Genomic DNA, 25,042 nt, shown 5'->3' with positions numbered 1-25,042 from the left:
ACCATAATTAACCCTAAATAGAACTCGAAAAACTATGCGAGGACAGTTGTAAACTTATGCTAAGTCGGTAACTGTTTTTGGCTGTAAGTACCGTTTGGCAAGGGTTTTAAAGGGTTGCATTTTTACATCATCGAAGCCCACGAATTAGGCGAATTGCACGAATTACACGAATAATGGCAGATAAGTTTAAGAAGATAGATAAAGAATTTAAGCTTACCGATAACTCGGTAAACGTGTATGGTTTTCGCTTATTAACTGAGGGTTATTTGATGGCTGAATACACCAAAAACCCTATTGGCTATTACATGCACGATAGAGCTGCTGGTGTTTTATTAAAATGGACTGATTTTAGAGTTGACGGTGATGCTGTTTTTGCAAAACCAACTATTAATTTATCAAATTCGAGAGGTCAGCAAACTGTTGACGAAATTGAAAATGGCTTTTTAAATGCAGCTTCTCTTGGGCATTTTGTGGTGTTGGAAACTAGTGATGACCCTGCTTTGAAATTACCAAACCAAACTGCACCGACAGTAACAAAATGGTTTAATAGAGAGAGTAGCGTGGTTGATATTCCTGGCAATTACAACAGCTTAAAGCTTTACGATAAGGACGATAACGAAATAAACCTTTCAGATTTTACAACCAATATAAAAATGAAGCAAATAACATTAACTGCCGAGCAACTTGGCAAACTGAATTTAAAAGCAGAGGCCGCTGATAATGCAGCTTTTGAAACGGCTTTAAATAGCCTTGTAGCCGAAGCCGCTAAAGTACCGCAACTGGTACAGGATTTAGCAGCACAAAAGGTAAAGGCACAAACCGCCGAAGATGCTTTGGCAGCTTTGAAGGCAACCACTGAAACCCAAACTATAAACGACTTGATTGCTGGCGGTGTAACTGCTAAAAAGTTCACGGTTGAAGTTGGTAATCAATTGAAAGTAGCGTATGCAAGTAAGCCAACCGAGTTGAAAGCTTTGGTAGATGCAATGCCAGTTTACAACCCATTAACTACGGCTATTGATGAAGGCGATGCAGCCTTAAAATCATTGATGGCTATGGATTATGATGAGCTAAACGAAAAAGGCAAAGTAGAAGATTTAATGGCTAAAAATATGGATGCCTTTAAAGCGAAGTTCAAAGCCAAGTTTGGTACAGAATATAGCAAATAGATGCTTTGGTTTTAAAGATTGCCAACACCAACAATGTAAGCAATTTTTTAAAAAATAAATTTTTTATACAATGAAAAAAGTACAATCAATTAATGCGCTTTTATACATTGCCTTGGCGGCAATTTTGGTAAGTGCGGTGTTTAGTTTTAGCCCATTTGCCTTGTTTGGTACACTTGTGCTAGCCTCGTTATTAATGCCTAAAAATGTGGCGTTTATGGCTTTGCAGGTTGAGATTTGGAAGGATGATATTGTTAAAAATCTTTGGAAAAATAACGACTTCGCCACCCGATGTGTGATTGCTGATAGTTTTGTTTTGGCTGGCAAGGTGGTGCATATACCTGTTGCAGGTGCGCCAACGGCTACAAAGAAAAATCTTACCTCTTTTCCACAAACAGCTGTTAATCGTTCTGATAGCGAATTAACCTATGTGTTAGATACCATTTATGCGTTGCCACGCCAAATTCAAGACATTGAAAAATACGAATTAAGCTATCAAAAAAGACAAAGTGTTGTGGGTGAAGATGAGCAAAAGCTTATTCAAGATGCAATGGATAGCTTGTTATTTAGATGGGCACCAGGTGCTGCAAATGTAATAGCAACAACTGGCGCAGCAAGTGGCGCAGATTTAATTGATGATACGGCTACAGGTACAAGAAAACTCTTCACAAAAGATGAGTTTAAGAAAATCATCAAAAAAATGCGTAACAAAAATGTTGTAGGTAGAATTACAGCAGAGTTAACTGTTAACCATTACTATCAATTTTTTGAAAGCCTCAGCGATGCAGAAAAAACTGATGTTGGTCGTGTTGCCGATTTGGCAAATGGCATCGTAGGTAAATACATGGGTGCAGAAATCTTGATGCGTAGCACCGTATTACGCTACAGAAAAGTAAGTGGTGTATGGACTGTTATTGATACACAGGCAGAAGATTTTGCCGCAGGTACAGGTGATTGCGCCGCTTCATTGTTCTACGTTGATAGCTGTGTTGAAAGGGCTTTAGGTGAAATTAAAGTGTTTGATGATAATGGCAATCCGCTTTACTATGGTGATGTATTTTCTGCCTATTTAAGAATTGGTGGCCGTATTCGCAGAACCGAAGGTGTGTATGCAGTAGTTGAGGACTTTGTTTCTTAAAAATATTAATAACTAGTTGGTGCTGGCATACTTCCTCGCTTGGGTAGCCCTGTAAGGCTACCCTGGGCTGGAAGCTCTCACTCAAAAAAGATAACCTGTGGAAAACAGTACAATGTTAGGCAAGGTAATGCTGAGTGCAGCATGGGTATTTACAGTTTTAAGCGGCCAACAAGTAAGCTACTTTCTTAGCGGTATCGCTAGCATTCTAGCTGGGATTTACTGGTTTGTGAAAATTAGAAAAGAACTTAAAAAAGACAATCATGTGGGAAAAGATGGGCAAAGTGTTGATAGTTAATGTGATAGCATTAATCATTATTCTAACCTGCTCAACCATTATCATAATAGCCATTTTTAAGCCTATGCCATCCGAGAGTAAAGAATTAGTTAACCTCTATTTTCAAATGGGTTTACTAGGCGTAATGGGATGGGCATTTACACAAGCTAAAAACCAAAAAACACCATGAAATATTTAACCTTCATCTTACTTCTAATGCTTGCGAGCTGTGGCCGCAAGATGCTACCAGCACCAAGTATTAATAGTGTAGAAAAAGATAGCAGCTACACAAGGCTAACAACTACAAATAAAGACACTACACTGGTTACTCCTGAAAAGAATACCAGTTTAGCCACTTATGTAGATAGCTTGTTAGCTATTATTAAGCAATTGAATGAGCAGAATGCTGATACATCTGATTATGTGGTAGTACAGGAAAAAGGAAAAGGTAAAGATAGTATTAAGGCTAAAATATCAGTAAACCGAAACGGCAATGTAAAAGTAGAATGCCATGAGGATGAGCTGCGAAAGCATATTACATGGCTTACTAGCCAATTACTTGAAACCTATTTGTACAAGTCTAAGACTGTAGAAAAGAAAGTGCCTTATCCTGTAAATGTAGTTGAATATAAAACGCCAAAATGGATATGGTGGTTGCTGGCTTATTCAATACTCATTACACTTATCGCCTTTAGAACACCAATAATTTCATTCATTAAAGCCTTTGTAACCAATGGATTTGCTACTAGATAGAGATGTTAGAAGTGAGACTGCTACAACTGGGAAGCTTTACGTTGATGGGGTATTTGAATGCTTTGTTTTGGAAGACCAGGACAGACAGTTAAAGCAATCAATGCCGTTGGCTACAATTATTGCCAAAAAGGTAAAAGGGAAAACCTGTATACCAGAAGGCCGTTATCAGATTAAAATCACTTTTAGTAATAGGTTTCAAAAGCCATTGCCATTATTGGTAGATGTGCCAGGCTTTGAAGGCATCCGCATACATCCTGGCAATACTGCTACTGACACTGAAGGCTGCTTATTGCCTGGCAGAGCTAGAAGCGCTGATGAAGTAACAGCTAGCCGATTGGCTTTTGCGCCTTTGTTTGAAAAAATAAAAGGGGCAATCGATAGAGAAGAAAAAGTTTTTATAACCATACAAGCATAATTCATGCAAAAAGAGAAACAAATACAACTTGCCATTGCGGCTTTAGAGATATATCCTGAAGCGGATGTACTTTTCATCACCACCGATGAAAAGGTATTTGATACTCCTGAAAAAGCGGTAAGTAATGCTGTGCAGTTATCGGCTGGTAATCCTATTGTATTTGAAGTGCTTAAAAGCGAAGTAGCGGCAGCTCCACCATTGGTTATTGTAAAATTGAACAAAGCCCAAACAATAGAAAAGGCTACCAATCAATTAAACCTGATGCAAGCAATTGTGGCAGAAAAACAGGTAGCTTTTGATAATGCAGAATCCAATAAAAAAGGGTCTACAAAAGTGGCTTTAAACAAGGCTTTAGCTAATGAAGCTGCTGCACAGGTGGCATTAGATTTAGCCAATGAAATGCCTGAAGACGAAATGGTTGAAAACAAGAATAAACAAGATTAATTTTTATATCGTGAGGTAGAGCAGCGGTAGCTCGTCGGGCTCATAACCCGAAGGTCAGTGGTTCGAACCCACTCCTCGCAACAAATTTTACAAAATGAGTAAGCCTAAATTATCAATAGCATTTAGTAACGGCAATATTGCAAAGGATATTCAAAATATTGATGGCTTTGCTGCCATGATTGGTACAGCACAGCAAACTGTCAACCAAGGTAAGGTTATGATTGTACATAACCTTACAGAAGCTATTCAAGCAGGCATTACATTGGCAGATGAGCCATTTGCATATCGCCAAATAAGCGAGTTTTATGGGGAACTTGCAGGTAACCAAAGCTTGTATTTGTTGCTATTGCCAAATACTGTTACCATGGCACAAATGCTAGATAGTACTAGTAATGTATATGCTAACAAATTGATTGAAGCAGCAGGTGGTCAAATAAGCAAGTTGGGTGTTTTTCGCACACCACCACCAAATTATGTAGCTGGCACAAATTTTATTGATGCCGATGTAACAGCAGCGGTAACAGCTGCTAAAGGTTTTGTTCAGGCGTTAAATAATAAATTAAAATTTCTTCGTGTGCTTATTGAAGGCCGTATAGCCGATGAAACTAGCAATATTATATTTAATCCAAACACAGCAAGCAATGGCTTTGCTGGTGTGGTTTTAGGCGGCACTAAAAATGATTTAAGCGCATCAGTTGGGTTGGCTCTTGGCCGCTCAGTTAAATATGCTTGCCATATTAAACTCGGCAAAGTTGCAAACGGTGCTTTAAGTGTTAATAAAATTTATATTGGTACTAAAGAGCTAAACGGCTTGGATGCGATTGTTGTTGCACCAGTTGCAGAAACAAAAGCAACCGCAACTGTTACTATTACCACAATTGGTGCAGATGGTGATTATATCTACATATATGCACCATTGCCAAATGGTAATTGGACATTTTTGGGCGGCTACATTAAAGCTAATACCGAAACTACAGTTACAACTGTTGCGGTAGCATTAAAAAATGCCATTAATGCCAATACATCGGTTACAGGCTTTACTGCTACCAATGCAGCAGGTATAATTACTATTACTTCTGTTGCTGGCCTTGGTGCTAGTAATAATGGTATTCAATTATCAGTAAACCAAACAGGCACTATTGGTTTTACCAAAACTGCTTTTGCTGGTGGTGTTACCGCCAAAGATGGACAAACCTACCAAACCGATACACTGCATGATGCTGGCTATTTAAGCTTCTTAACTTATCCTGGTAAAGCTGGTTTTTACTTTGGTATAGATAATATGGCTAGTAATGATGATTACCGTATACTGGCACATGGTGGTGTAGTTGATGCTGTGGCAAAGGTTATTGCTAGTGTGTATATAGACGAGTTGGAGGGCGAAGTTGATACCGAGGATAATGGTATCATAAAAGAGCTTGATGCCCAGCACCTTGAAGATAGGGCAAAACTGCAAGTAGAGGTAACGATGGGCGAGCGCATTAGTGGTATTGAAATAATTGTAGACCGAACCAGTAATATTATTAATACTAGCAAAACCAAAATAAAAGGTCGTGTAAGGCCAGTAGGATACAACACATTTATTGAGTTTGACCTAGGCTTAACATCTGGTAATTAAACTGCTTTTCAAACAACATTTAATTTAAAAAATATGGGCTTCTCAACTAAAGAATGTGCATGGTCACAGACCAGTTTAAAAATATTAGGCCGTACAGTGGTTGGTCTCAAAGGCTTTGAGTTTGAAAAAGCCGTAGAAAAAGAATACATATACGGTGCCGGCAACGAGCCGATAGACATAACCCACGGCAATAAAAGCTATAGCGGCAATATTAAAATACTAAAGTACGAGCTAGACCAGCTAAATGCTGCTGCTCTTGCCGCTGGCTACGAGGATATTACCGAGGTGCCTTATGCAGCCATTGTAATTACTTGCCAGTATAAGTTAAATGCTGCGGCAACAGCTAATACTATTACCGCAACTGGTATTGCCTTTGAAAACTGGAAAATAGGCATGGAACAAAACGCCAAAATGGGTGATGTAACCCTACCCTTTAAAGCCATGAAAACGGTGATTTTATAAAACCCTAACCCCTAAATGGGAATAAGGATAAACCATAATACATGAAACCAACAGCACAAAAAGGCACAGCCACACCCGAGCAAATAGCCGCCTGGAAAGCCGAACACAAACAAATATTTGTATTAGATATTGATGATGCCATAGGCTACCTACGCAGGCCAAGCCGTACCGAATTAAGTGCAGCCACAGCACTAAGTGCAAATGACCCCATAGGCTTTAACGAGCGGTTGCTAAACGACTGCTGGCTAGGTGGCGATGAACGCATAAAAACCGGCGATGAATACTTTTTTGCGGCAAGCCCATTACTAGCGCAACTAATAGAAGCTAAAAGCGGTGAGCTAAAAAAAATTTAGAAAACTGCCAAGTAAAAGATTATGAATATATAAGGCAGGGTAACGCTTGCCTTATATATTACGGACATATAAACCCAGATACACTTACCGATGATGAGTGGGCAATGAAGCTGAACGAAATACTGTGGGTACGAGAAAGAGAGGCAGAACAAAACAAAGGTGGCTTAGGCACGTAGGCAAATGAAAGCCACCACCACCATGCAAACAATAAAAAATACCACGCCTACCACATTGCTACGGGTGGTTTTAAATAGCATAACGTATAGCAGGTAAAAAGGCAATGAGGCAAAAAGACCAAACAATAGCAGGTAAAGCCGCTAATAGATGCCTACACAAATAGGCTATAAAAGCAAAAAAGGCAATACATAGGTAAATGCAGATAATGAGTTGCATGACTTACGATTGTTTATTAGGTGCGTGTTTTTGATACCAAAAGTAGTAGCAGGTAGCCACTACTAGCAACTGGGCAGGTGGCAAAAGGGTAGTAATAATTATTGGCCACTGGGTGGTAGGGCTTTCTTTTAAAACCAGCCATACAAATAAGCCAATACTGCAAGATACTGGCACAGCCACATACTTGTAGTGCCAATAGCTGGTAAGCATTACCCAAAGTTGCCTAAGCAGTAGTAGTAAAAACACCACCACATACGGCAACTTGCGAACGATAAAAAACAGTAGTATAAATAGTAATAATAACGCTATCATAACATGGCAAATGTACTTGAATTTGTAATAAAGCTAAACGACATGATGAGCGGTGGATTGCGCAAAGTGCAATCCACCGCTCATCAATCGTTTAAAGGCATGAGCGATGCTGCTGCAAAATTTAATACTACCAATATTGCTGTTTGTAAAAATATTGACCAACTAAGCAGTGCCATAGACCATCTTAAAAACAAGCGTAATACCTTAGATATAACCAACCCTGCCGATATACTTAGGCTAAGGGTAATGAACTCGGAAATTAAGAACTTAGAAAAAAACATGTCTAAGTTTCAAACCCTTAACGGCAGCAGAGTAAAAACATGGGTAAAAGATGCCTTTAACCAAGTGCCAGGTGCTGGGCTTATAAGTAACCCCTTGGTAATGGCTGGCACAGCCGCTGCCTATAGCGTAAAACAAGCTATGGATGTGCAAGCCAGTAAAGTAAAATTTAGTACTCTAATGGGTGGCGAGGCTAAGGGTAATTATATGTATGGGCAGCTTAAAGGCTATGCCGATGTAACGCCATATAGTAAAGACGATACGCTAAAAAGTGGCGAAACCCTACTAAACTACGGTGTAGCTAGTACTAAGGTATTGCCCACGGTAAAAATGCTGGGCGATATAAGCGGTGGCAGTGCCGAAAGGCTACAAAGCCTAAGCCTTGCATTTGGGCAAGTAAGTGCCAAAGGCCACCTTGCAGGGCAAGAAGTATTGCAAATGGTAAATGCAGGCTTTAACCCTCTACAAGCCATAAGCGAGAAAACGGGCAAAAGCATGAACACGCTAGACAAAATGATGCGTGATGGCAAAATAACCACCGATATGGTTACTGGTGCTATGCAAGCCGTAACTGGCGAAGGTGGCAGGTTTCATGGAATGATGGAAAAACTGGGCGGCACATTACAAGGTAAAATATCTACTTTTTTAGATAGAATAAATACTACCGCCGCCAAGCTGGGCGAAACCATATTACCTGCTGTAAATACAGCACTTGGCGGCCTTAACAGCCTACTTGGCTTTTTAAGTGAAAACGGGCAAGCCGTTGCCTTTACACTTGGCGTACTGGGCATTGCATTTGTAGCTGCTAATACCGAAGCAATAGCAATGAGCATTGGTATTAGACTGGCATCAATATCTACTGGTTTTTTAACTAGTACCATGTGGAAGCTTACGGCTGCTATGCTAGCGAACCCTATTACATGGATTATAGCTGGTATAGCAGCATTGGTAGTAGGTGTTAAATATGCTTGGGACCACTTCGAGGGTTTTAGAAAGGTAGTATTAGGGGTGTGGGAAGTAATGAAAAACTTTGGCACAGTAATAAAAGATTATGTAATAAATAGAATTACAGAACTGCTGCAAGGCATACAACTGGTAGGCAGTGCCTTGGCAAAATTGTTTAAAGGTGATTTTAGCGGTGCATGGGCAGATGCCAAAGGTGCTGCTCAGGCAGTATTGGGTATAGGTAGCGCACAAAAAGCAGGGCAGCAAATAGCTGGTATATATGGTGTAGGTGCAGCAAAGGGTAGTGCAAGCTGGCAAGCAGACCAAGATAAAAAGTACAGAGAAAGCCTTGTAAAAAGCGATGACCCCTTGTACAAAACAATTAGCAAAGCTTACGATATAGCTCATAGCCAAACCTTACAAAAAGAAACCTTTGGCGGTAATGCTAAGGCATTAAATGAGTTTTTGGGATTGGCCAAAAGCATCACTAAAAGTGGCAATATTTTAAAAACTAATCAAAAAGGTAGTGCTATGGATTACATCATGTCATTAGATGATGCCATGAAGCGTAAAAACACAGGTGGTGCTGGCATCCCCGATGATGCCAATAGCACCACCAAAGGCATTACAAGTGGTGGTCCACGTGTGATTAATATTTATGGTGTAAAATTTACAGATAAAATTGAGCTACACTCTAGCACTGTTAAAGAAAGTGCCTCTCAGTTGCAGGATATTTTTGAAGAAATGTATTTACGAGTATTAAACAGCGGCGCAGCAGTTAACTAATATGGCAAGCATTGCAACAGAATTAGAAGAGTTATATAAACGCACATTTGGCACGAAGCCACATGGCATACCGCCAAAAGGTAGTGAGGTGATACAGCCAAATGGCAATTTTTTGGTGAAACAGGGGTTTGCCAACGGCTTTTTTACTGGTGAGCAAAGTAGGAATGGCAGTTACTTTCAAGAATACTATTTAGGTGTAGAAATATGGTTACCCACTACTTTGGTTGCAGACAATGGCACTCGGTTTTATTTACCTTATAGTGTAATAAGAATTAGTGGTAGTGTAGATTTCGTTAAAACCACCTTAAACAAACGTAGAGGTAGAGTAAAAGAGTTGTACAGCATTGACGATTATCAAATAAATATCAAAGGCTTTTTTATAGATAAAAAGGATCGTTTTTTTCCATCGGACGATTTGGCGCAGCTTAAAAAACTGCACGAAGCAGGTGCTAGTTTTAAACTAGAAAATGCTTTAACTGATTTTTTCTTAGAAGCTGATGACCGTGTATGTATTGAAAGTTGGGATTTGCCCGAAGTTGAAGGCGGCAGAAAGCATGTGCGGCCATTTACCATGAAGCTGTGTAGTGATAGCATTTTTACCCTTGAAGCAGAATAATTATGGCATTTATAATGGACTGTGATATTAAGATTGAAGGGTTTAAGGCCTTTCATCCTAATGCGGTAAAATGGAGCAGGCATATTGATAATTACAGTGATAGTGCCACAGTTAAAGTACCTGGCATTTGTAGGTTAAAAAAAAATGGTGTTACCTATAAAAATATACCAACACAGTTGCAGTTTACTGAAGGAATGAAAATAAGTGTGAGTGCTGGTTATAATGGCAATGTTCCATTGAGGTTTATGGGGTTTATAAGGCGCATAAACTTTAGCATACCACTAGAAATTGAGTGCGAAGGCTACAGCTATCAACTGCGTAAGAAAACAGATTTTACTAAAACCTATGGTGCAACCACTGTAAGAACCATTTTAAATGATTTGATACAGGGAACTGATATTATTTTAAGTGAAGCGATACCTAATATACCACTACCCAAAGCCATGTTTAAAAACAATACAGGTGTGCAAGTTTTAGACTGGTTTAAAGAAAAATGTGGGTTAACAGTCTTTTTCACTTTTAATAAATTATATGTTGGCTTTCGACATGTCGCTTTTACAAAAAAAATACAGCATAAGCTGGATTGGAATGTGATAAAAGATGATGATTTAAAGCTAGCTGATAGAAAAGAGCTGGCAACTGTGAATATTAGGTTAGAATACAGAAGAAAAACAGGTGAAAAGCACCATGTGCAGATGGGCCCAGCTGAAGGAAATGTAGTAACAAAAAAGACAGTTATTGAAAACGAGGCATTTTTAAAACAGTTAGCAGATGATGAAAGAAAAAAACTGGTAAATCGTGGTTACGAAGGTATGATAACTACTTTTTTAGAACCATTAGCAGAGCCATTAATGGCAAGCCACATAACGAGTGAGGATTACCCTGAACGAAATGCATTGATTTTTATAGAAGGTGTTGATGGCGATTTTTCACCAGCTGGTGGTAGACAAAAAATAAAATTAGGAACATTATTAGGCAGTGGATAAAAAAGAGCAAATACGACAAAAGCTAAGAGAAATAGCCGCACAAGTGGGGCCATCTTCTACCATTTTGGCTAAGGTTGATAATGTTAATGAAACTGAATTTACCTGTGATTTGATAGATGATGATAATGACGGCACAGTTTACCACGATGTGCGTTTACGACCAGTATTAGATGGCAACCAGAGCCTAACCATTTTACCTAAACAAAACACATGGGCTTTAGCTATAAGAATTGAGGATGCCGATGATTGGATGGTTATTGCAGTTGGTGAAGCCGATAAGTACAGAATAAAGATTGGTGCAAGTTCTTTTGAAATAACCGATACGGGAATTGTAATGAATGGTGGCACATTGGATGGCATGGTAAAGGTTGGTGATTTGGTTACAAAAATCAACGTATTGGAAAACGATTTAAATGCCATTAAAACGGTCTTTAAAACTTGGTCACCCATTCCATCAGATGGAGGTGCAGCTTTAAAAACAGCAGCATTTACATGGGCGAATGCAAGTATAACAGCAACAACGAAGGCTAATTTAGAAAACCCAAAAGTAAAACACTGATGCCAAAAGATATTTTACTTAATGCCACTAATGACTTACAGATTACAAATGGTGATTTTATAATTGGAGAGAGTTTAGAGCAACAAAAGAAAACATTGTTTTTTAGTGAAGATGGCAGCTTTAAAGAAACCCCCGATGCAACAGTTGGTGCTGTTAACTATTTAGAAGATGAAAACCCTTCAAATCTTTTAAGAAAGGTGCGACAAGTATTTTTTAGAGATGGTATAAAAGAAACGTTTGAAGGTGCTAACACAAATGATAAAACAACAATTAAGCTTAGTTAATGGCAATTATAGCAAGATATGGGCAAACACTTTTAGACATAGCCATACAAGAGCTAGGCGATGTTGAGAGGGTAAATGAATTGGCTGAGCTAAATGGGCTAGACATAACGGCTGATTTAGAAGCAGGGCAAAGTATTGAAGTGCCATTTATTGCTTTTGATAAAAAAAGTGTAGCAGCGATTTTTACTGAAAACAATAAACCAGCATCAGCACTAACAGCCGACCAAGCAACAGCCTACGAAGACGAATGGACACTTTATTACACCGTTGGCTTACCGCCATCACATGGATAAATAACTATGGCACGAACTACAACAGACATATTTGATAGCATGGTAGCTGAAGGTGTAAGGCTTGCTACAGCGCAAGGCAATACGGCTGCTGTGGGCATGTTTGCCAATACTAGCAAGGTGGCTATTTGGCGTTTGATGTTTTACATACAGGTGTTTGCAATAATGACTTTTGAAAAGTTGCAGGATGCTTTTGGTGTGGTTGTAGATGCAAAAATTGCTACACTTAAACCCGGTAAATTAAGCTGGTATCGCCAAAAAGCTAAGGACTTTCAATTTGGCTTTCCATTGTACACTGAAACCGATGTATTTGATAACACAGGTTACAACGATACACAGATTACAGCTAGTAAGATTATAGCTTATGCAGCTTGTACTGAAACGACTTTAAACGCTGTACGTGTGGTGTTGATTAAAGTGGCAAAATTGAACGGTACGGATTTAGTGCCATTATCAAATACCGAGTTCGCAGCTTTTGAAAGTTACATGCAAACAAAAGTAAAATTCGCAGGTACTACGCTAATCATTTACAACCAAGTAGCTGACCTTTTAAAAGCTGAGGTTGATGTTTACTATAATCCTTTATTGTTAGATGCTAATGGCTTGCGTACCGATGCTGCTGGCTATCCTGTACGTGATGCAGCAACGCTTTACCCTACGCAATTAGAGTTTGATGGTGAGTTTACCAATGCTGGATTTATTGATGCATTGCAAGCTTGCTACGGTGTAAGCCGCCGCAAGGTAAACTTGAAAAGTATGCAGCGTAAACCTGCTGGTGGTACTTACCAAAGTGTGGGCAGTTCGTTTGTGCCATTTGCTGGCTATTGCAAGTTTGATACAGGTGGTTTAACCATTAATTATATAGCTGATGTGTAAGCCCCCAGCCCCTAAAGGGGTGTAAGGGTGTAGAATATTTGAATTATTAACGTTTTAAAATTCCCCTTTAGGGGTTAGGGGCATGTTTAAAATAGCATTTACAAAATTGGTTCAGTGGTTAATACCAACATGGCTGCGAAGCAATACGCTGGTGCTATTTGTATTGGCTGCTAACAAGCCGTTGCGTGAGGCTTACGACAGCTTTGATACTTACCGCAATGCTGTGATGTATCAACTGGCAAATAATGGTCAGGTGGTGTATTTGCAAAAGGTTTTGAATGATGCTTTTGACAAAATACAACGTAGAATTAGAGTGATAGACTTTAAGGTTTACGGCAAAGAATACCTGTATGATGCTACTAATGTGCCTGAGATAAGATACTGCACAAGCACTACAGTTAATTATTTGTATGGTGCGGATACAGGTTTAGATTTTACGGTGCAAGTACCTGGTACTTTAATTACGGTACCAGCACAAATAGCCAAGGTAAAAGCCAAAGTGAATGAGTATAAAATGGATGGCAAGAATTTTTATTTACAAAGCATTTAACCCCCAACCCCTAAAGGGGAGAAAGGGAAACGAAACATTTTTTAAACAATTAAATATTCCCCTTTAGGGGTTAGGGGCTTATGAAACTATTAGATTTTGCAAATAAGAACTACGGCTGGCCATTTAGTGCCGATACTTTTGAGTTTGTGCAACAGCAACTGCAGCAATTGCAAGCTCTTAGCTTTATTGGTGGTAATAGCTACGTAATACAAGGCTGTACCGATAATGGTAGTGGTGTAATAAGTAACGGCTGGGTAAGCATTAACGGCGAGATATTGCCATTTTTAGGTGGTGCTGTACAAACCAATGTGGTAATAATAGCCACACCAACCACCGCAAGTTTTGGTGACCCTGCCACTGGTGTTACACCACAATTTTACAATTATACAATAGATAGAATAGCCACATTTGGCAGTGCTGGCACTTTGTACCCTTGGGCAAATTTTGAGAATAAAGACTTTGCTAATGGCTTATTTAAACGCTTGAAAGATGCTGAAACAGCCATTGGTACATTAACCACAAATCTTACTGCACTTACAGCATCGTTTAATGCTTATACACCAGATTGGGCAGATATTACCAATAAACCAGCAGGTATACATTATGCTACCAGCTACAATTTGCCACAACATGGCAATATTGGTGGTGGTCCTGGCAACCCTAGCTGGCCTAATGCTGTTGGCGAGAATGATAGCATTTTCACAATTTCATTCCCTGCATTATTAAATACTAATTATATCGTTACTGGTAGCCTGTACTGTTACGAAGGTGATGCTAACTATAGTAATGATGTGGCATGGGTGGTAGCTGATAAGCAACTTGGCAGTTTTAAACTTGCCGTTAGGGAGTTTGGAAACGTTGATCAAAAATTGAAATTCGATTTTGCAATTATTAAACTTTAATCATGGCAACTGAACAGCAGATACAAGATTGGTGGGATGGCACAAGAGTACCAACAGTAGCGCAAAGGTTAGAGACATTTACAAGCTTCAGAACTAAAGATAATGCTGTACCTCTTGACCATGTAGATGGATTGCCTGATGCTTTAAATGGCAAGGCGAACATTGAAAATTTGGCTGTAAAAGCAGATTTGGTAGATGGGATGGTAGACCCAAATCAATTACCTATTTATGACTTCGCAACATCTGTAGACTTGTTGACCGCTACAGCAGTTAATGGTAAAGTCGTAAGCATTGGTGGAAGGACATCTGTGGGGGATACCGTAATGCCCAAATATCGGTATGATGCTTTTAGTACGCTTAAGCCTAATGGCGGTACAGTGGTTGCGCCTAATGATCAAGAAATTGGCAGGTGGATAGCTATTATAGAAGACACTATTAATCCCAAATTATTTGGTTTAAATGGTTCTGATATAGGACAAGATGTATTCGCATTGCAAGATAGTATAGACGCTGTATATGAACAAGGTGGTGGTGTAGTTAATATACCAAGTGGTGAGTTTTATACAAGTAGACCTGAATGGTTAGTTCAAAGAGGGGTAAGATTAAAACCAGGAGTAAGTTATGTGGGTAATGGAATGCCAAGATTAAATCTGTATAACAATGCTGAATTTATTTATTTAGGTAGTAAAGCAGAAAATCAAGTTCATGCCATCATAGACCAAGATACTATAGCTACACAAAACTATGTTCGTGTAGCAAGCGTGGCAGGTTTAGAAGTGGGTAAAACTTGTTTTTTAAGATTAGGACAGGCTTTATATGATGCTTATGAACCAGATTGGTTTTTTTACGCACCAATAACAGCTATTAATCCTACTACTAGAATAGTAACCTTTGACAGACCAATCGGTTATGCTTTATCTGTTGCAGTGGTATCAGACACCAATCAAAGAAAAATTGTACAAATAAGCGATTTAATTGAAAACGTAGAAATTAAAAATCTTTATCTACACGCAGACCCGTCTAATTCTAATCCAGAAGCTGGCGTGCATATACAGTACGCCAGAAATATTCGCATTGACAATATCAAAGCCTATAATCCAGGAGCAGGAGCAGTACTCTTACAGTACGGAGAGAATATACAGGTAAACAATATATTTGTAGAGCGCTCTGAAATGTTTGGTTCTGGTGCTAAAGGTAGAGGCATAAACCTTTCTGAGTGTAGCAATGTAAGATTTGAAAATATAATGCTTCAAGCTTGTGAAGGTGTTGCTGTATTACTAGAGGCAAAATGCTTTAATGTAGTGTTTAATAATTTGTCTGTTTATAATACATTTTCAGACGATTTAAGACCTGTATTTGTTTTATTAGGGCAAGGCGATGTATATGTGTACAATTTAATAGTTGGTGGTTATGCTTCTAAATTGTTAGACGCGTCGTATCTCTTCGGGAAATTAATTATAGAAAATTTGACAGTTTTACCAGGTACTTATTTTAAATTTCAAGAACAATTTGGAGCATTTGTAAAAGGAAGTATTCAGATAGGATTAGGTGAAAACACAACAACCTATGAACGTAAAACTTTTAGCATAAAATACCCTTTAGATAAAAATATGTTTGGTTATATCCCTATGCCCAGAGGACGCTATGCAGCGATGAAAATTATTGCAAATAATATGACTGGTTTTACTGAATTACGACTTGCAAGAGATAATAGTTTTCAAACAAACACAGTGAATATTGTAGCAGGTATGAGCGCAAATGTAGCATACGAAAGCAGAATAGAAGTGTTAATTAATGCACCTTTATCTCAAGCCAATCAACTAAATTACAATGACGAAAAAGCAATGTTAATTGTTTGTGACGGTACTGCACCAAAAGGAAGTTATTTTTTGTTGACTATAGACTATTTTGCTACACCTATTAATGGTGGTGAAGAAGAAGTTTTTTTGTATAAAGATTACATACAGAACAGCAGCTATCCAACTACAGCATCATTGGTTGAGCAAACGGCAGCAACAACTATTATTACCGAAGCTGTTGGCGCAACTGATGCCTTTATAACTGTTGATTGCAATCTAAATATATCAGCAATTACGGCAGGTACAATTAAAACAAAGATTGTTTACCATGATGTCACTGATACTGAAAGAACAAAGTATTTGTTTGAAATGGGTGCTACAGATGCTACAATCAGTACTACTGGTGATGTTGTTTATTCATCTATAAGAATTAAAGCAAAAGCAGGCAGTAACGTAGTTGTATCTACTGAGGTTACAGGTACAATTACTTATGATGCAAATGTTAAGCTGACGAGAGAATAGGTTTTTTAATAATTTGGTAGTAATAGAACCAATTAAGATTGTGTAACAACACATTAAATATTTGTTAACACAATAAAAAATATTTAACTTCGAGGCATAGTAATTTTTGTCGCAAAAAATTCACTTAAGCCTGTTGTTTCTACAATAGGCTTTTTTTATTTATTCATTCATCGGGGGTAGGAAAATCCCGATTATGACAAGAAAACAAATAAACCTTAGAACACCGCTTTCGTACTACGGCGGCAAACAAAAACTAGTACCAGCGTTGCTTAAGATAATGCCAGCGCATGATAGTTACAACGAGGTCTTTGCAGGTGGGTTGGCATTCTTTTTTGCTAAAGAGCCTACCGAACTGGAGTTAATTAATGACACGAATGGCGAGGTCATTAATTTTTACAAAGTGGTTAAAAATCGCTTTCACGACTTGGCCGCTTTGGTTCGTTCTACATTGCACAGTAGGCGGCAACATGAAGACGCAAGCATCGTATATGCAGCACCGCACTTGCATGATGAAGTAAGACGTGCATGGGCTGTTTGGGTACTTTCTTCACAAAGCTTTTGCGCACAGCTTGACGGTAACTGGGGCTATGAGAAAAAGGATAACAGCATAAGTAAGAAGGTGCAGAATAAAAAAGACCAGTTTATTGAAACGCTGGCCGTTCGCCTTCAGAACACGCAAATTGAGTGCGCAGACGCCAACTACGTAATTCAAAGCCGTGACCGTGAAGGTGCTTTATTTTATGCTGACCCACCTTACTATAATAGCTGCATGGGTCACTACGATGGCTATACTGAAGATGACTTTGAAAAGCTATTGCAAACGCTTAGCGGTATCAAAGGAAAGTTTATGTTAAGCAGCTATCCAAGTGAGTTATTGAAGCGTTATAGAAAGGAGTTTAAATGGCATCAATGGAGTGTTGAGCAGGGCGTATCGGTAAACATCAAATCAGGCTATCAGAAGCGCAAAATAGAGGTAGTAACTACTAACTATCCACTGTAAAAAAAAGCCCCCAAATTTGGGGGCTTTTTTAGTTATGTGAGGCTGGTAGCTGATTTCAAATTAACGCCAATCAATTAAAAATCCTCATAACACGAGTGCTACCAGCCTTTGAGGGTAGGTAGTATTTGACGTATTATAAGGATGTATTTTTAACTGATTGGCACGGCAAATATAGGCATAAAAAAAGAGGCAATTAATACCTCTTTAACTAACATTTAAGCCATATTTGCACCAACGCCAAAAAGTAAACGATTTGAATTATTTTTGTAATCGTTCCGTTTTGGCGTTTTTACAACTTTACTAAATGTATAGACAGTATAAAATATTACTTACCCAATACAAAAATTTATATTGTAGGTGCGTGGTGGCCAAATGGCTATCCAATACCGGAAATTTCAGATCGTTGGGATTACATGAAAAAAACATGTGCTTTAAAAGGGGTAAACTATATTGATAATTCCAGCTGGATTACTGGTCATTTTTCAGATAGTACAAATGGAAATGCATATTGGTACACTAGCAACGATGGTACGCACCCAACAATACCATCAGGCGCTAGCTATTTAGGATTTAAATTGGCTAAGGCGATCAAGGAAATTAATTTGGATATAAATGTTTCAGAGACATTTGAAGCTGGCATTAATTTATCAACTACCCAAGCTGCTTTAAGAAAGATAAATGGTTGTAAAGAAACAAGCAATAATAATCTTGATTTTGATGTTACTACTAGTATTATACCAAGAAATAGCAAAACAATACCTATAATATGTGGTAGTAGTCTTCCAGTTACACTTAAATCTTTCTCGGGCACTTTAATTAACAGCCAACCAAAGTTGAATTGGGAAACTATAAATGAAACTAATTTTGATTATTTTGACGTTGAAAAAAGTTTTGATTCTAAAAACTTTGGTCACCTTGTAAAAGTAAATTCTAAGAAAATAAGCAATGGAAGCACTTATCAATTTACCGATATAAGCAAAACAGTAAGTACACAGTTTTACAGGTTGAAAATGGTGGACCATGATGGTACATTTAAATACAGTAGCATTGTTGCTTTAGATGATAATCCAAATCTTAGTTTGGTATTATATCCTAATCCAGTAAATAATATCATCATTTTATGCCACCCTAAAGCAATGGTAGGTGCAACTGTGAAAGTAGTTAGCATTGATGGGAAAATTTTATCCACACAAATTGTGCAAAGTGGACTTACCCAAACTAGCATTGATGCTGTAAAATTAGCAAGAGGTAATTATATTGTCAATTTTATTAATGGTAGTATTTTTCAATCTGCTAATTTTGTAAAACAATAGAAAGGAACGTAAAAGCAAACAGAGAACGATTTTAAGTTCATTCTTTTTCAATTACGCAAGAAAATAAATTTTGTATATAAAATTAATATTTTTTTTAAAGGGTGTATTCTTAAAAATTAGGTAAGTTCCACGAGTAATAAATTCTATCGTATAAAATATTAATTAATTATATGTATTAAACAGGTAAATTGATTAACCCTGTGTATTACAACAAACTGGCACAAAGAATATAGAAGAACTAGAGCGTGGGCATTTTTATGAATCATTAATATACTTATTTATTACATTGTATTTCTTTTAAACTATTTTGAATCTTCTTTAATAATCCCAATACTTAGAAATCAGGTAAAATACTTTTTTAAATAATTTGCAAATACACACTAGTACACCGTCTTCCTTTTGCCACTTTCAAAATCCTTAAAAATAAAAGCACCCAATTTATCAAGGCTGGCAAAAAAGGCTTTGCCGTTATTCATCTCAGTAAACTCTTGTACAAAACTTTGTAAATAGGGGTCGCTAGCTATCATAAAAGTTGTAATAGGAATTTTCAGCTTTTTACATTGCGCAGCTAGATTAATACAACGATTCACCACTTTTCTATCTAGCCCAAAACTGTTTTTATAATATTTACCACCAATTTTCAAGCAAGTAGGTTTGCCATCGGTAATCATAAATATTTGCTTGTTGGGATTCTTTCTTCTGCGTAGCAAATCCATCGCTAATTCTAGCCCTGCAACAGTATTCGTGTGATATGGGCCAACTTGCAAGTAGGGTAGGTCTTTCACCTCAATCGTCCACGCATCATTACCAAATACCACAATATCAATCGTATCTTTTGGATATTTTGTTTGTATCAATTCACTCAAAGCCATCGCTACTTTTTTAGCAGGCGTAATTCTGTCTTCACCGTACAAAATCATCGAGTGAGAAATGTCAATCATTAACACGGTAGAAGTCTGCGTTTTAAAATCTGTCTCACGTATTTGCAAGTCATCCTCTTGCATTCTAAAACTTTCTACACCATGATTTATCTGCGCATTTCTAATACTTTCGGTAAAGTCTATTTGCTCTAACGTATCACCAAATTGAAACGGCCTCGTTTCAGGATTTATCTCGTCACCTTGGCCTGGCTTAAATGTTTGATGATTACCAGTTTTGCTCTTTTTCAGCTTACCAAAAATCTCTTCAAGGCTACGTTTTCTAATGCTTTGCTCACTTTTAGCCGTAATTTTCATGCTGCCATCAGCAGGGTTTTCTTGCAAGTAACCGTTCTGTTTTAGGTCCTCAATAAAATCGCCCATACCATATTCGCTCGTGGTAAATTGGTATTTTTTATCCAGTTCATTCATCCAGCTCAAAGCCTCAGTTGCATCACCATTGGTGTACGTAAGTAATTGTGTAAATAAATCCAACATCTGTTCAAACTTCGTTTGTCCGTTCTCGTTGGGGTTAAATTTTATAAATCTGTTACCTATCATAATTCTTTCATTTCTTTTGTAACCAGCATTTGTACCGCTTTTCATCGTTCCTTGCAAGTTTATACTGAGTTTACGATGTACCTACTTGTACGTCCTTATCGCTTTGCATCTGTAGCCTTATTTATTGGCTGCTTCGTATTATGCAATTATTAATGCTATATCTAACAAACACTTACCAAAACATAAAGTTGCCTATTTATCTACTTAAAAAACACAGTACGTATTTCGACAAGCGTAAAATATTATTTTATCAATAGTCTGCACCATTGTTCAACCAATAATTTCAAATAACCATCTAATTATCAAGATTAAAACGTCATCAATCCGCATTAAAATTCAAGTAAAAATCTTGCAGAAAATTGTATTGTTACAACGCATATATTTGCACCTCAAATTTTTGTATGGCACAAACTAAATTTTCTAAAGAAACTTACCTGTATTGGTACGAGGTAATGCAGTTAATACGTCAGTTTGAATTAAAGGCTGAAGAAATGTACAAAATGGCTGGTAAAATTCGTGGTTTCTTCCACGCTTACGTAGGTCAAGAAGCTTTAGCAGCAGGTTGCATGACTGCTACACAACATTCGGATCCTTTTATTACTGCTTATCGTGACCATGGTTTAGGTCTTGCAAAAGGTATGACAGCGAATGAGTGTATGGCCGAATTATATGGTAAAGCTACTGGTTGCTCTAAAGGTAAAGGTGGTAGTATGCACTTTTTTAGCAAAGACAATTATTTCTTTGGTGGCCACGGTATTGTAGGTGCTCAAATAGGTACAGGTGCAGGTTTAGCTTTTGCTGAAAAATATAAAGGTACAGACAATGTTTGCCTTTGCTTTTTTGGTGACGGTGCTTCAAGACAAGGTATGTTACACGAAACGTTTAACATGGCTATGACTTGGAAATTGCCAGTTATCTTCATTTGCGAAAACAACCAATACGCTATGGGTACTTCAGTAGAACGTACTAGTAACGTGGTAGACATTTATAAATTAGCCGATGCTTACGAAATGCCTTCTGATAAAGTAGATGGTATGACAGCAGAAACGGTGCACGAAGCAGTTGCTAGAGCTGTAAAACGTGCAAGAGAAGGCGGTGGGCCTACTTTGTTAGAAATGAAAACGTATCGCTACAAAGGTCATTCAATTAGCGATCCTCAAAAATACCGTAGTAAAGATGAGGTTGATGAATACAAAAGCCAAGATCCACTTCACCGTGTGCTACAAACTATATTAGATAATAAATTTGCTACACAAGAAGAGATTGATGCTATTGATGCAAAAATCAATAACTTAGTAGAAGAAAGCGTAAAATTTGCTGAAGAAAGCCCATGGCCAGATGACAGTGAAGTTTACAAAGACGTGTATTTAGATGAAGCGTATCCTTTCGATTACGATTAAAAAATGTCATTCTGAGGAACGAAGAAACAACTAACGATTACAAACCCATAAATTTCAAATTTCAAATTACACATTCATGAGCGAACAGATTGTTGATACGCAGGTGGTAGAAACAAACGAAGCCCTATCAAAAGCTAAATCATTTTGGGATAAAAGCGGAAAATTCATAACTGGATTATTAGTTGGTATTGTTGTAGTGTTTGGCGGTTATTATGGCTACAAACAATTTATTGTTAAACCCAAAGAAGAGAAAGCAGCTGATGCTATTTACAAAGCGCAACAGTATTTTCAACAAGATAGTGCCAAATTGGTACTTGAAGGTGATGGTACAAACAAAGGTGTTTTGTACATTATCAATAATTACAGCGGTACAAAAGCTGCTAATCTTGCACATTACTATGCAGGTGTTAGTTACTTAAAGCTTGGCGATTTTAATAAAGCTATTGAGCATCTAAAAGACTTTAAAACTAGTGCTAAGCAAGTACAAGCTGCTGCTTATGGTGTACTTGGTGATGCTTATGCTGAAGCAGGTAAAAATGATGATGCTGTAGATAGTTACAAAAAAGCTGGTAGCACATTCGAGTCAGATGAAGCATTATCTGCTGAATATTTGTTTCGTGCCGCTTTGTTAAGTGCAACTTTAAAGAAAGATAAAGAAGCGCTAGACTTATTCAAATCATTAAAAGAGAAATTTCCTAAAACAGAAAAAGCGCAACAAGCTGATAAATACATCAATAAAATTAGTGTAGAAAAGGCTGACTTGAGCGTAAATTAATGTATGGCTACAAAAGGTAACATCGCATTGCAAAAAGGCATCCCCTCAACAAAGGATGCCTTTGTTGTTATAGTGAAAACAGAGTGGAACGCTCATATAGTAAACAAGCTAGAAGCTGGTGCGAAAAAAAGCTTGAAAGCACAAGGCGCTAAGTTTAAAGTAATTACTGTGCCTGGCGCTTTTGAAATACCATTTGCCATAAAAGCTTACCAAGAAAATGCAAAGCGAAAAGCGGATGCATTTATTGCTTTAGGCACAGTAATTAGAGGCGATACACCACATTTTGACTATGTGTGTAAAGCTGTAACAGATGGTGTGGTAAGCTTAAATATGCTACTAGATGTGCCAACGGTCTTTGGTATTTTAACGGTTGATACAGAACAGCAGGCCATAGAACGTATTGGTGGTATTCATGGCCATAAAGGCGAAGAAGCGGCTATTACAGCATTAAAAATGATAACACTCAATCAATCATTTAGAAAATAAATTTCCCAATAAGGGTTTGGTGCATGAATGTACAAATTTTTATACCATGTTTTGTTGACCAACTATATCCACAAGTTGCTTTTAATATGGTAAAAGTGCTTGAAAAAGTTGGTTGCAAGGTTAGCTATAATGCTAATCAAACTTGTTGCGGTCAACCTGCATTTAATGCTGGTTTTTGGGGCGAAAGCAAAGAAGTGTGTAGCAAGTTTATGAAAGACTTTGATGGTGCTGATTACATTGTTGCGCCAAGTGCTAGCTGTGTGGGTTTTGTAAGAAATTACTACCCAAAATTGTTTGATACTGCGGCAAATCATAAAGAAGTGGTTGCACTTGGTCAGCGTACTTTTGAGCTAAGTGATTTTTTAATAAATGTGTTGAAAATAGATGATGTTGGTGCCACATTTAATGGTAAAGCAACTTACCACGATAGCTGTGCTGGTTTAAGAGAATGTAAAATTAAACATGAACCAAGGCAACTATTAAGCAAGGTAAAAGGACTAGAACTGGTAGAGATGAATGACGTAGAAACCTGTTGTGGTTTTGGCGGTACGTTTGCTGTAAAGTTCGAGCCAATAAGTATTGCTATGGCTGACCAAAAAATAACCAATGCTATAGATACTAAGGCTGATTATTTGATTAGCACCGATATGAGTTGCCTAATGCATATTGATGGTAGAAACAAACACAATAATGCTGGTTTACAGGTAATGCACTTAGCCGATGTATTGGCAAGTGGATGGTAAAGCCCCAACCCTAAAGGGCGAAAAGTGAAACTCTAGTTTAAAATAAATATTATGAGTGAAAAAGCGATAAAGTCAAACTTACAAAATACCCCTTCAGGGGCAGGGGCGAACTATTGGCTTATTAAATCTGAACCTTTTAAATACAGTTGGGATCAGTTTGAAAAAGATAAACAAACATTTTGGGATGGCGTACGTAACTACCAAGCACGTAACAACCTAAAAGCCATGAAAAAAGGCGATTTGTTGCTATGGTATCATAGTAATGAAGGCATGGAAATAGTTGGTATTGCAAAGCTTGTAAAAGAACATTATCAAGACCCAACAACTGAAGATACAAACTGGGTAGTTGTAGATGTAAAGCCTGTAAAAAAGCTTAAAAAGCCTGTAAGTTTGGCACAAGTAAAAGCTGATGTAAGACTAGAAAAAATGGCATTGGTACGCTTAGGTCGTTTATCTGTACAGCCTGTAACTTCAGATGAATGGAACGTTATTATGGAACTAGGTGAAATGCCTGCTTCTGACTACGCTGTTTAAACATATTTTTTACTAGTAAAAGCCTAGATTAGTCGGGGCTTTTTTATGCCTGAAAACTTGCGATTTACCATTTTTCAATTCTTTAACAATTGTTAATGGTTACTATTTGCCGCTATTTACTATTAAGCTATGCGGGCCTGCAATTTTATTTTTCTCACAAATAAAACCGCAAAAAATGCAAAAGATAATCATCGCAACCATAGCTGTTGCAAGCATCATTATTACTGGTATTTCATGTAAATGGTTTGCCCCCAAAGCAAAAAATAGTCAGCCTTTTAACATAGTAGGTAAATGGCAAGTAGATACAGTAATAAATAATAGTAAATCGTCGGTAGCTGCTGCCTTATCATCTGCTATACTTGATAGCCAATATGTCTTCAAATTCAATGTAGATAGCACTGTCAATATGTTATCGCCAAAGGATTCTACTAGCGACTATTACTATTTACAAGCAGACACTTTGTTTGTAAAACATGACACGGCGTTTCTGCCTTACATCATCACTAAAACCAACGATAGCTTAATTGCTATCACATCAAAAGATAGCTTGGCTATTGTTTTAAAACGCCAATAATTCCCTCTATACGATTG

General features: G+C 37.7%; 30 protein-coding genes and 1 tRNA gene. 29 read left to right on the top strand and 2 right to left on the bottom strand.

All coding sequences use genetic code 11. The features are described 5' to 3' along the window. Nucleotides 1–173 precede the first annotated feature (173 nt). The 11 genes from ACT9TX_RS12830 to ACT9TX_RS12780 all read left to right on the top strand — a co-directional run bounded on the left by ACT9TX_RS12830 (nucleotide 174) and on the right by ACT9TX_RS12780 (nucleotide 6,623). The gene (locus ACT9TX_RS12830) at nucleotides 174–1,169 is read left to right on the top strand and encodes a hypothetical protein (RefSeq protein WP_481338704.1); all 996 of its coding nucleotides are present in this window, start codon (nucleotides 174–176) and stop codon (nucleotides 1,167–1,169) included. Between the two features lie 70 nt (nucleotides 1,170–1,239). Further along, nucleotides 1,240–2,304, top strand: a complete 1,065-nt coding sequence (locus tag ACT9TX_RS12825) for a hypothetical protein (RefSeq protein ID WP_481338702.1) — start codon at nucleotides 1,240–1,242, stop codon at nucleotides 2,302–2,304. Between the two features lie 97 nt (nucleotides 2,305–2,401). Then, nucleotides 2,402–2,599 (top strand): hypothetical protein, encoded by a 198-nt coding sequence (locus tag ACT9TX_RS12820; RefSeq protein WP_481338700.1) that lies wholly within the window; start codon nucleotides 2,402–2,404, stop codon nucleotides 2,597–2,599. Beyond that, nucleotides 2,565–2,768, top strand: coding sequence for a hypothetical protein (locus tag ACT9TX_RS12815; protein WP_481338698.1), 204 nt, complete (start codon nucleotides 2,565–2,567; stop codon nucleotides 2,766–2,768). Before ACT9TX_RS12820 ends, ACT9TX_RS12815 begins: the two co-directional genes overlap by 35 nt. Beyond that, nucleotides 2,765–3,331: a hypothetical protein gene (locus tag ACT9TX_RS12810; protein ID WP_481338696.1), complete on the top strand. Its 567-nt coding sequence runs from the start codon at nucleotides 2,765–2,767 to the stop codon at nucleotides 3,329–3,331. Before ACT9TX_RS12815 ends, ACT9TX_RS12810 begins: the two co-directional genes overlap by 4 nt. Continuing rightward, nucleotides 3,312–3,746: a DUF5675 family protein gene (locus ACT9TX_RS12805; RefSeq protein ID WP_481338694.1), complete on the top strand. Its 435-nt coding sequence runs from the start codon at nucleotides 3,312–3,314 to the stop codon at nucleotides 3,744–3,746. Before ACT9TX_RS12810 ends, ACT9TX_RS12805 begins: the two co-directional genes overlap by 20 nt. Nucleotides 3,747–3,749: 3 nt before the next feature. Further along, nucleotides 3,750–4,190 carry a hypothetical protein gene (locus tag ACT9TX_RS12800; RefSeq protein ID WP_481338692.1) on the top strand — a complete coding sequence of 147 codons (441 nt, stop codon included), beginning with the start codon at nucleotides 3,750–3,752 and terminating at the stop codon, nucleotides 4,188–4,190. 9 nt (nucleotides 4,191–4,199) lie between these two features. Beyond that, nucleotides 4,200–4,271 (top strand) — tRNA-Met (locus tag ACT9TX_RS12795). 13 nt (nucleotides 4,272–4,284) lie between these two features. Further along, a complete protein-coding gene (locus ACT9TX_RS12790) occupies nucleotides 4,285–5,808 on the top strand; it encodes a DUF2586 family protein (protein WP_481338690.1) in 1,524 nt (507 codons plus the stop codon). A gap of 33 nt (nucleotides 5,809–5,841) precedes the next feature. Beyond that, nucleotides 5,842–6,270 carry a hypothetical protein gene (locus ACT9TX_RS12785; RefSeq protein ID WP_481338688.1) on the top strand — a complete coding sequence of 143 codons (429 nt, stop codon included), beginning with the start codon at nucleotides 5,842–5,844 and terminating at the stop codon, nucleotides 6,268–6,270. Nucleotides 6,271–6,311: 41 nt separating this feature from the next. Beyond that, a complete protein-coding gene (locus ACT9TX_RS12780) occupies nucleotides 6,312–6,623 on the top strand; it encodes a hypothetical protein (protein WP_481338687.1) in 312 nt (103 codons plus the stop codon). A 396-nt stretch (nucleotides 6,624–7,019) separates the two neighbouring features. Here the strand turns inward: ACT9TX_RS12780 and ACT9TX_RS12775 are convergent, their stop codons facing one another. Further along, on the bottom strand, nucleotides 7,020–7,328 hold the full coding sequence (locus ACT9TX_RS12775) for a hypothetical protein (RefSeq protein WP_481338686.1): 309 nt from the start codon (nucleotides 7,326–7,328) through the stop codon (nucleotides 7,020–7,022). Nucleotides 7,329–7,331: 3 nt separating this feature from the next. Here ACT9TX_RS12775 and ACT9TX_RS12770 point away from each other — a divergent pair, with 3 nt between their 5' ends. From ACT9TX_RS12770 to ACT9TX_RS12715, 12 genes are all read left to right on the top strand, one after another. Then, nucleotides 7,332–9,338, top strand: a complete 2,007-nt coding sequence (locus ACT9TX_RS12770; RefSeq protein ID WP_481338685.1) for a tape measure protein — start codon at nucleotides 7,332–7,334, stop codon at nucleotides 9,336–9,338. A gap of 1 nt (nucleotide 9,339) precedes the next feature. Then, entirely contained in the window at nucleotides 9,340–9,954 is a 615-nt protein-coding gene (locus ACT9TX_RS12765; protein ID WP_481338684.1) for a DUF6046 domain-containing protein, read from the top strand. A 2-nt stretch (nucleotides 9,955–9,956) separates the two neighbouring features. Next, entirely contained in the window at nucleotides 9,957–10,940 is a 984-nt protein-coding gene (locus tag ACT9TX_RS12760) for a hypothetical protein (RefSeq protein WP_481338683.1), read from the top strand. Further along, complete coding sequence (locus ACT9TX_RS12755) at nucleotides 10,933–11,499, top strand: hypothetical protein (RefSeq protein ID WP_481338682.1); 567 nt, start codon at nucleotides 10,933–10,935, stop codon at nucleotides 11,497–11,499. The genes ACT9TX_RS12760 and ACT9TX_RS12755 overlap by 8 nt, the downstream gene beginning before the upstream one ends. Beyond that, nucleotides 11,499–11,783 (top strand): hypothetical protein, encoded by a 285-nt coding sequence (locus ACT9TX_RS12750; protein WP_481338681.1) that lies wholly within the window; start codon nucleotides 11,499–11,501, stop codon nucleotides 11,781–11,783. Before ACT9TX_RS12755 ends, ACT9TX_RS12750 begins: the two co-directional genes overlap by 1 nt. Beyond that, nucleotides 11,783–12,076: a hypothetical protein gene (locus tag ACT9TX_RS12745; RefSeq protein WP_481338680.1), complete on the top strand. Its 294-nt coding sequence runs from the start codon at nucleotides 11,783–11,785 to the stop codon at nucleotides 12,074–12,076. The genes ACT9TX_RS12750 and ACT9TX_RS12745 overlap by 1 nt, the downstream gene beginning before the upstream one ends. 6 nt (nucleotides 12,077–12,082) lie before the next feature. Further along, on the top strand, nucleotides 12,083–12,949 hold the full coding sequence (locus ACT9TX_RS12740) for a hypothetical protein (RefSeq protein WP_481338679.1): 867 nt from the start codon (nucleotides 12,083–12,085) through the stop codon (nucleotides 12,947–12,949). 82 nt (nucleotides 12,950–13,031) lie between these two features. Next, complete coding sequence (locus ACT9TX_RS12735) at nucleotides 13,032–13,499, top strand: hypothetical protein (RefSeq protein WP_481338678.1); 468 nt, start codon at nucleotides 13,032–13,034, stop codon at nucleotides 13,497–13,499. 80 nt (nucleotides 13,500–13,579) lie between these two features. Then, nucleotides 13,580–14,401: a hypothetical protein gene (locus ACT9TX_RS12730; protein ID WP_481338677.1), complete on the top strand. Its 822-nt coding sequence runs from the start codon at nucleotides 13,580–13,582 to the stop codon at nucleotides 14,399–14,401. Between the two features lie 2 nt (nucleotides 14,402–14,403). Beyond that, complete coding sequence (locus ACT9TX_RS12725; RefSeq protein ID WP_481338676.1) at nucleotides 14,404–16,722, top strand: right-handed parallel beta-helix repeat-containing protein; 2,319 nt, start codon at nucleotides 14,404–14,406, stop codon at nucleotides 16,720–16,722. 193 nt (nucleotides 16,723–16,915) lie between these two features. Further along, the gene (locus ACT9TX_RS12720; protein WP_481338675.1) at nucleotides 16,916–17,722 is read left to right on the top strand and encodes a DNA adenine methylase; all 807 of its coding nucleotides are present in this window, start codon (nucleotides 16,916–16,918) and stop codon (nucleotides 17,720–17,722) included. A 413-nt stretch (nucleotides 17,723–18,135) separates the two neighbouring features. Continuing rightward, nucleotides 18,136–19,035: a T9SS type A sorting domain-containing protein gene (locus ACT9TX_RS12715; RefSeq protein WP_481338674.1), complete on the top strand. Its 900-nt coding sequence runs from the start codon at nucleotides 18,136–18,138 to the stop codon at nucleotides 19,033–19,035. Nucleotides 19,036–19,415: 380 nt separating this feature from the next. Here ACT9TX_RS12715 and ACT9TX_RS12710 read toward each other — a convergent pair whose 3' ends face one another. Then, nucleotides 19,416–20,558 carry a vWA domain-containing protein gene (locus ACT9TX_RS12710; RefSeq protein WP_481338673.1) on the bottom strand — a complete coding sequence of 381 codons (1,143 nt, stop codon included), beginning with the start codon at nucleotides 20,556–20,558 and terminating at the stop codon, nucleotides 19,416–19,418. A 356-nt stretch (nucleotides 20,559–20,914) separates the two neighbouring features. On the opposite strand from ACT9TX_RS12710, the gene pdhA reads away from it, so the two are divergent. The 6 genes from pdhA to ACT9TX_RS12680 all read left to right on the top strand — a co-directional run bounded on the left by pdhA (nucleotide 20,915) and on the right by ACT9TX_RS12680 (nucleotide 25,025). Further along, nucleotides 20,915–21,913 (top strand): pyruvate dehydrogenase (acetyl-transferring) E1 component subunit alpha, encoded by a 999-nt coding sequence (gene pdhA / locus ACT9TX_RS12705; protein WP_481338672.1) that lies wholly within the window; start codon nucleotides 20,915–20,917, stop codon nucleotides 21,911–21,913. Between the two features lie 76 nt (nucleotides 21,914–21,989). Then, nucleotides 21,990–22,688, top strand: a complete 699-nt coding sequence (locus tag ACT9TX_RS12700) for a tetratricopeptide repeat protein (protein WP_481338671.1) — start codon at nucleotides 21,990–21,992, stop codon at nucleotides 22,686–22,688. A gap of 3 nt (nucleotides 22,689–22,691) precedes the next feature. Next, on the top strand, nucleotides 22,692–23,174 hold the full coding sequence (ribH, locus tag ACT9TX_RS12695; RefSeq protein ID WP_481338670.1) for a 6,7-dimethyl-8-ribityllumazine synthase: 483 nt from the start codon (nucleotides 22,692–22,694) through the stop codon (nucleotides 23,172–23,174). A gap of 23 nt (nucleotides 23,175–23,197) precedes the next feature. Continuing rightward, nucleotides 23,198–23,917, top strand: a complete 720-nt coding sequence (locus ACT9TX_RS12690; RefSeq protein WP_481338669.1) for a (Fe-S)-binding protein — start codon at nucleotides 23,198–23,200, stop codon at nucleotides 23,915–23,917. 51 nt (nucleotides 23,918–23,968) lie between these two features. Further along, entirely contained in the window at nucleotides 23,969–24,451 is a 483-nt protein-coding gene (locus ACT9TX_RS12685) for an EVE domain-containing protein (RefSeq protein WP_481338668.1), read from the top strand. A 175-nt stretch (nucleotides 24,452–24,626) separates the two neighbouring features. Continuing rightward, nucleotides 24,627–25,025: a hypothetical protein gene (locus tag ACT9TX_RS12680; protein WP_481338667.1), complete on the top strand. Its 399-nt coding sequence runs from the start codon at nucleotides 24,627–24,629 to the stop codon at nucleotides 25,023–25,025. Nucleotides 25,026–25,042 lie beyond the last annotated feature (17 nt).

The sequence above is a fragment of the Parasediminibacterium sp. HNIBRBA5674 genome, assembly GCF_056745525.1.
Note: the sequence above shows the minus strand (reverse complement) of the source record. Positions and strands in the feature narration are given on the sequence as shown.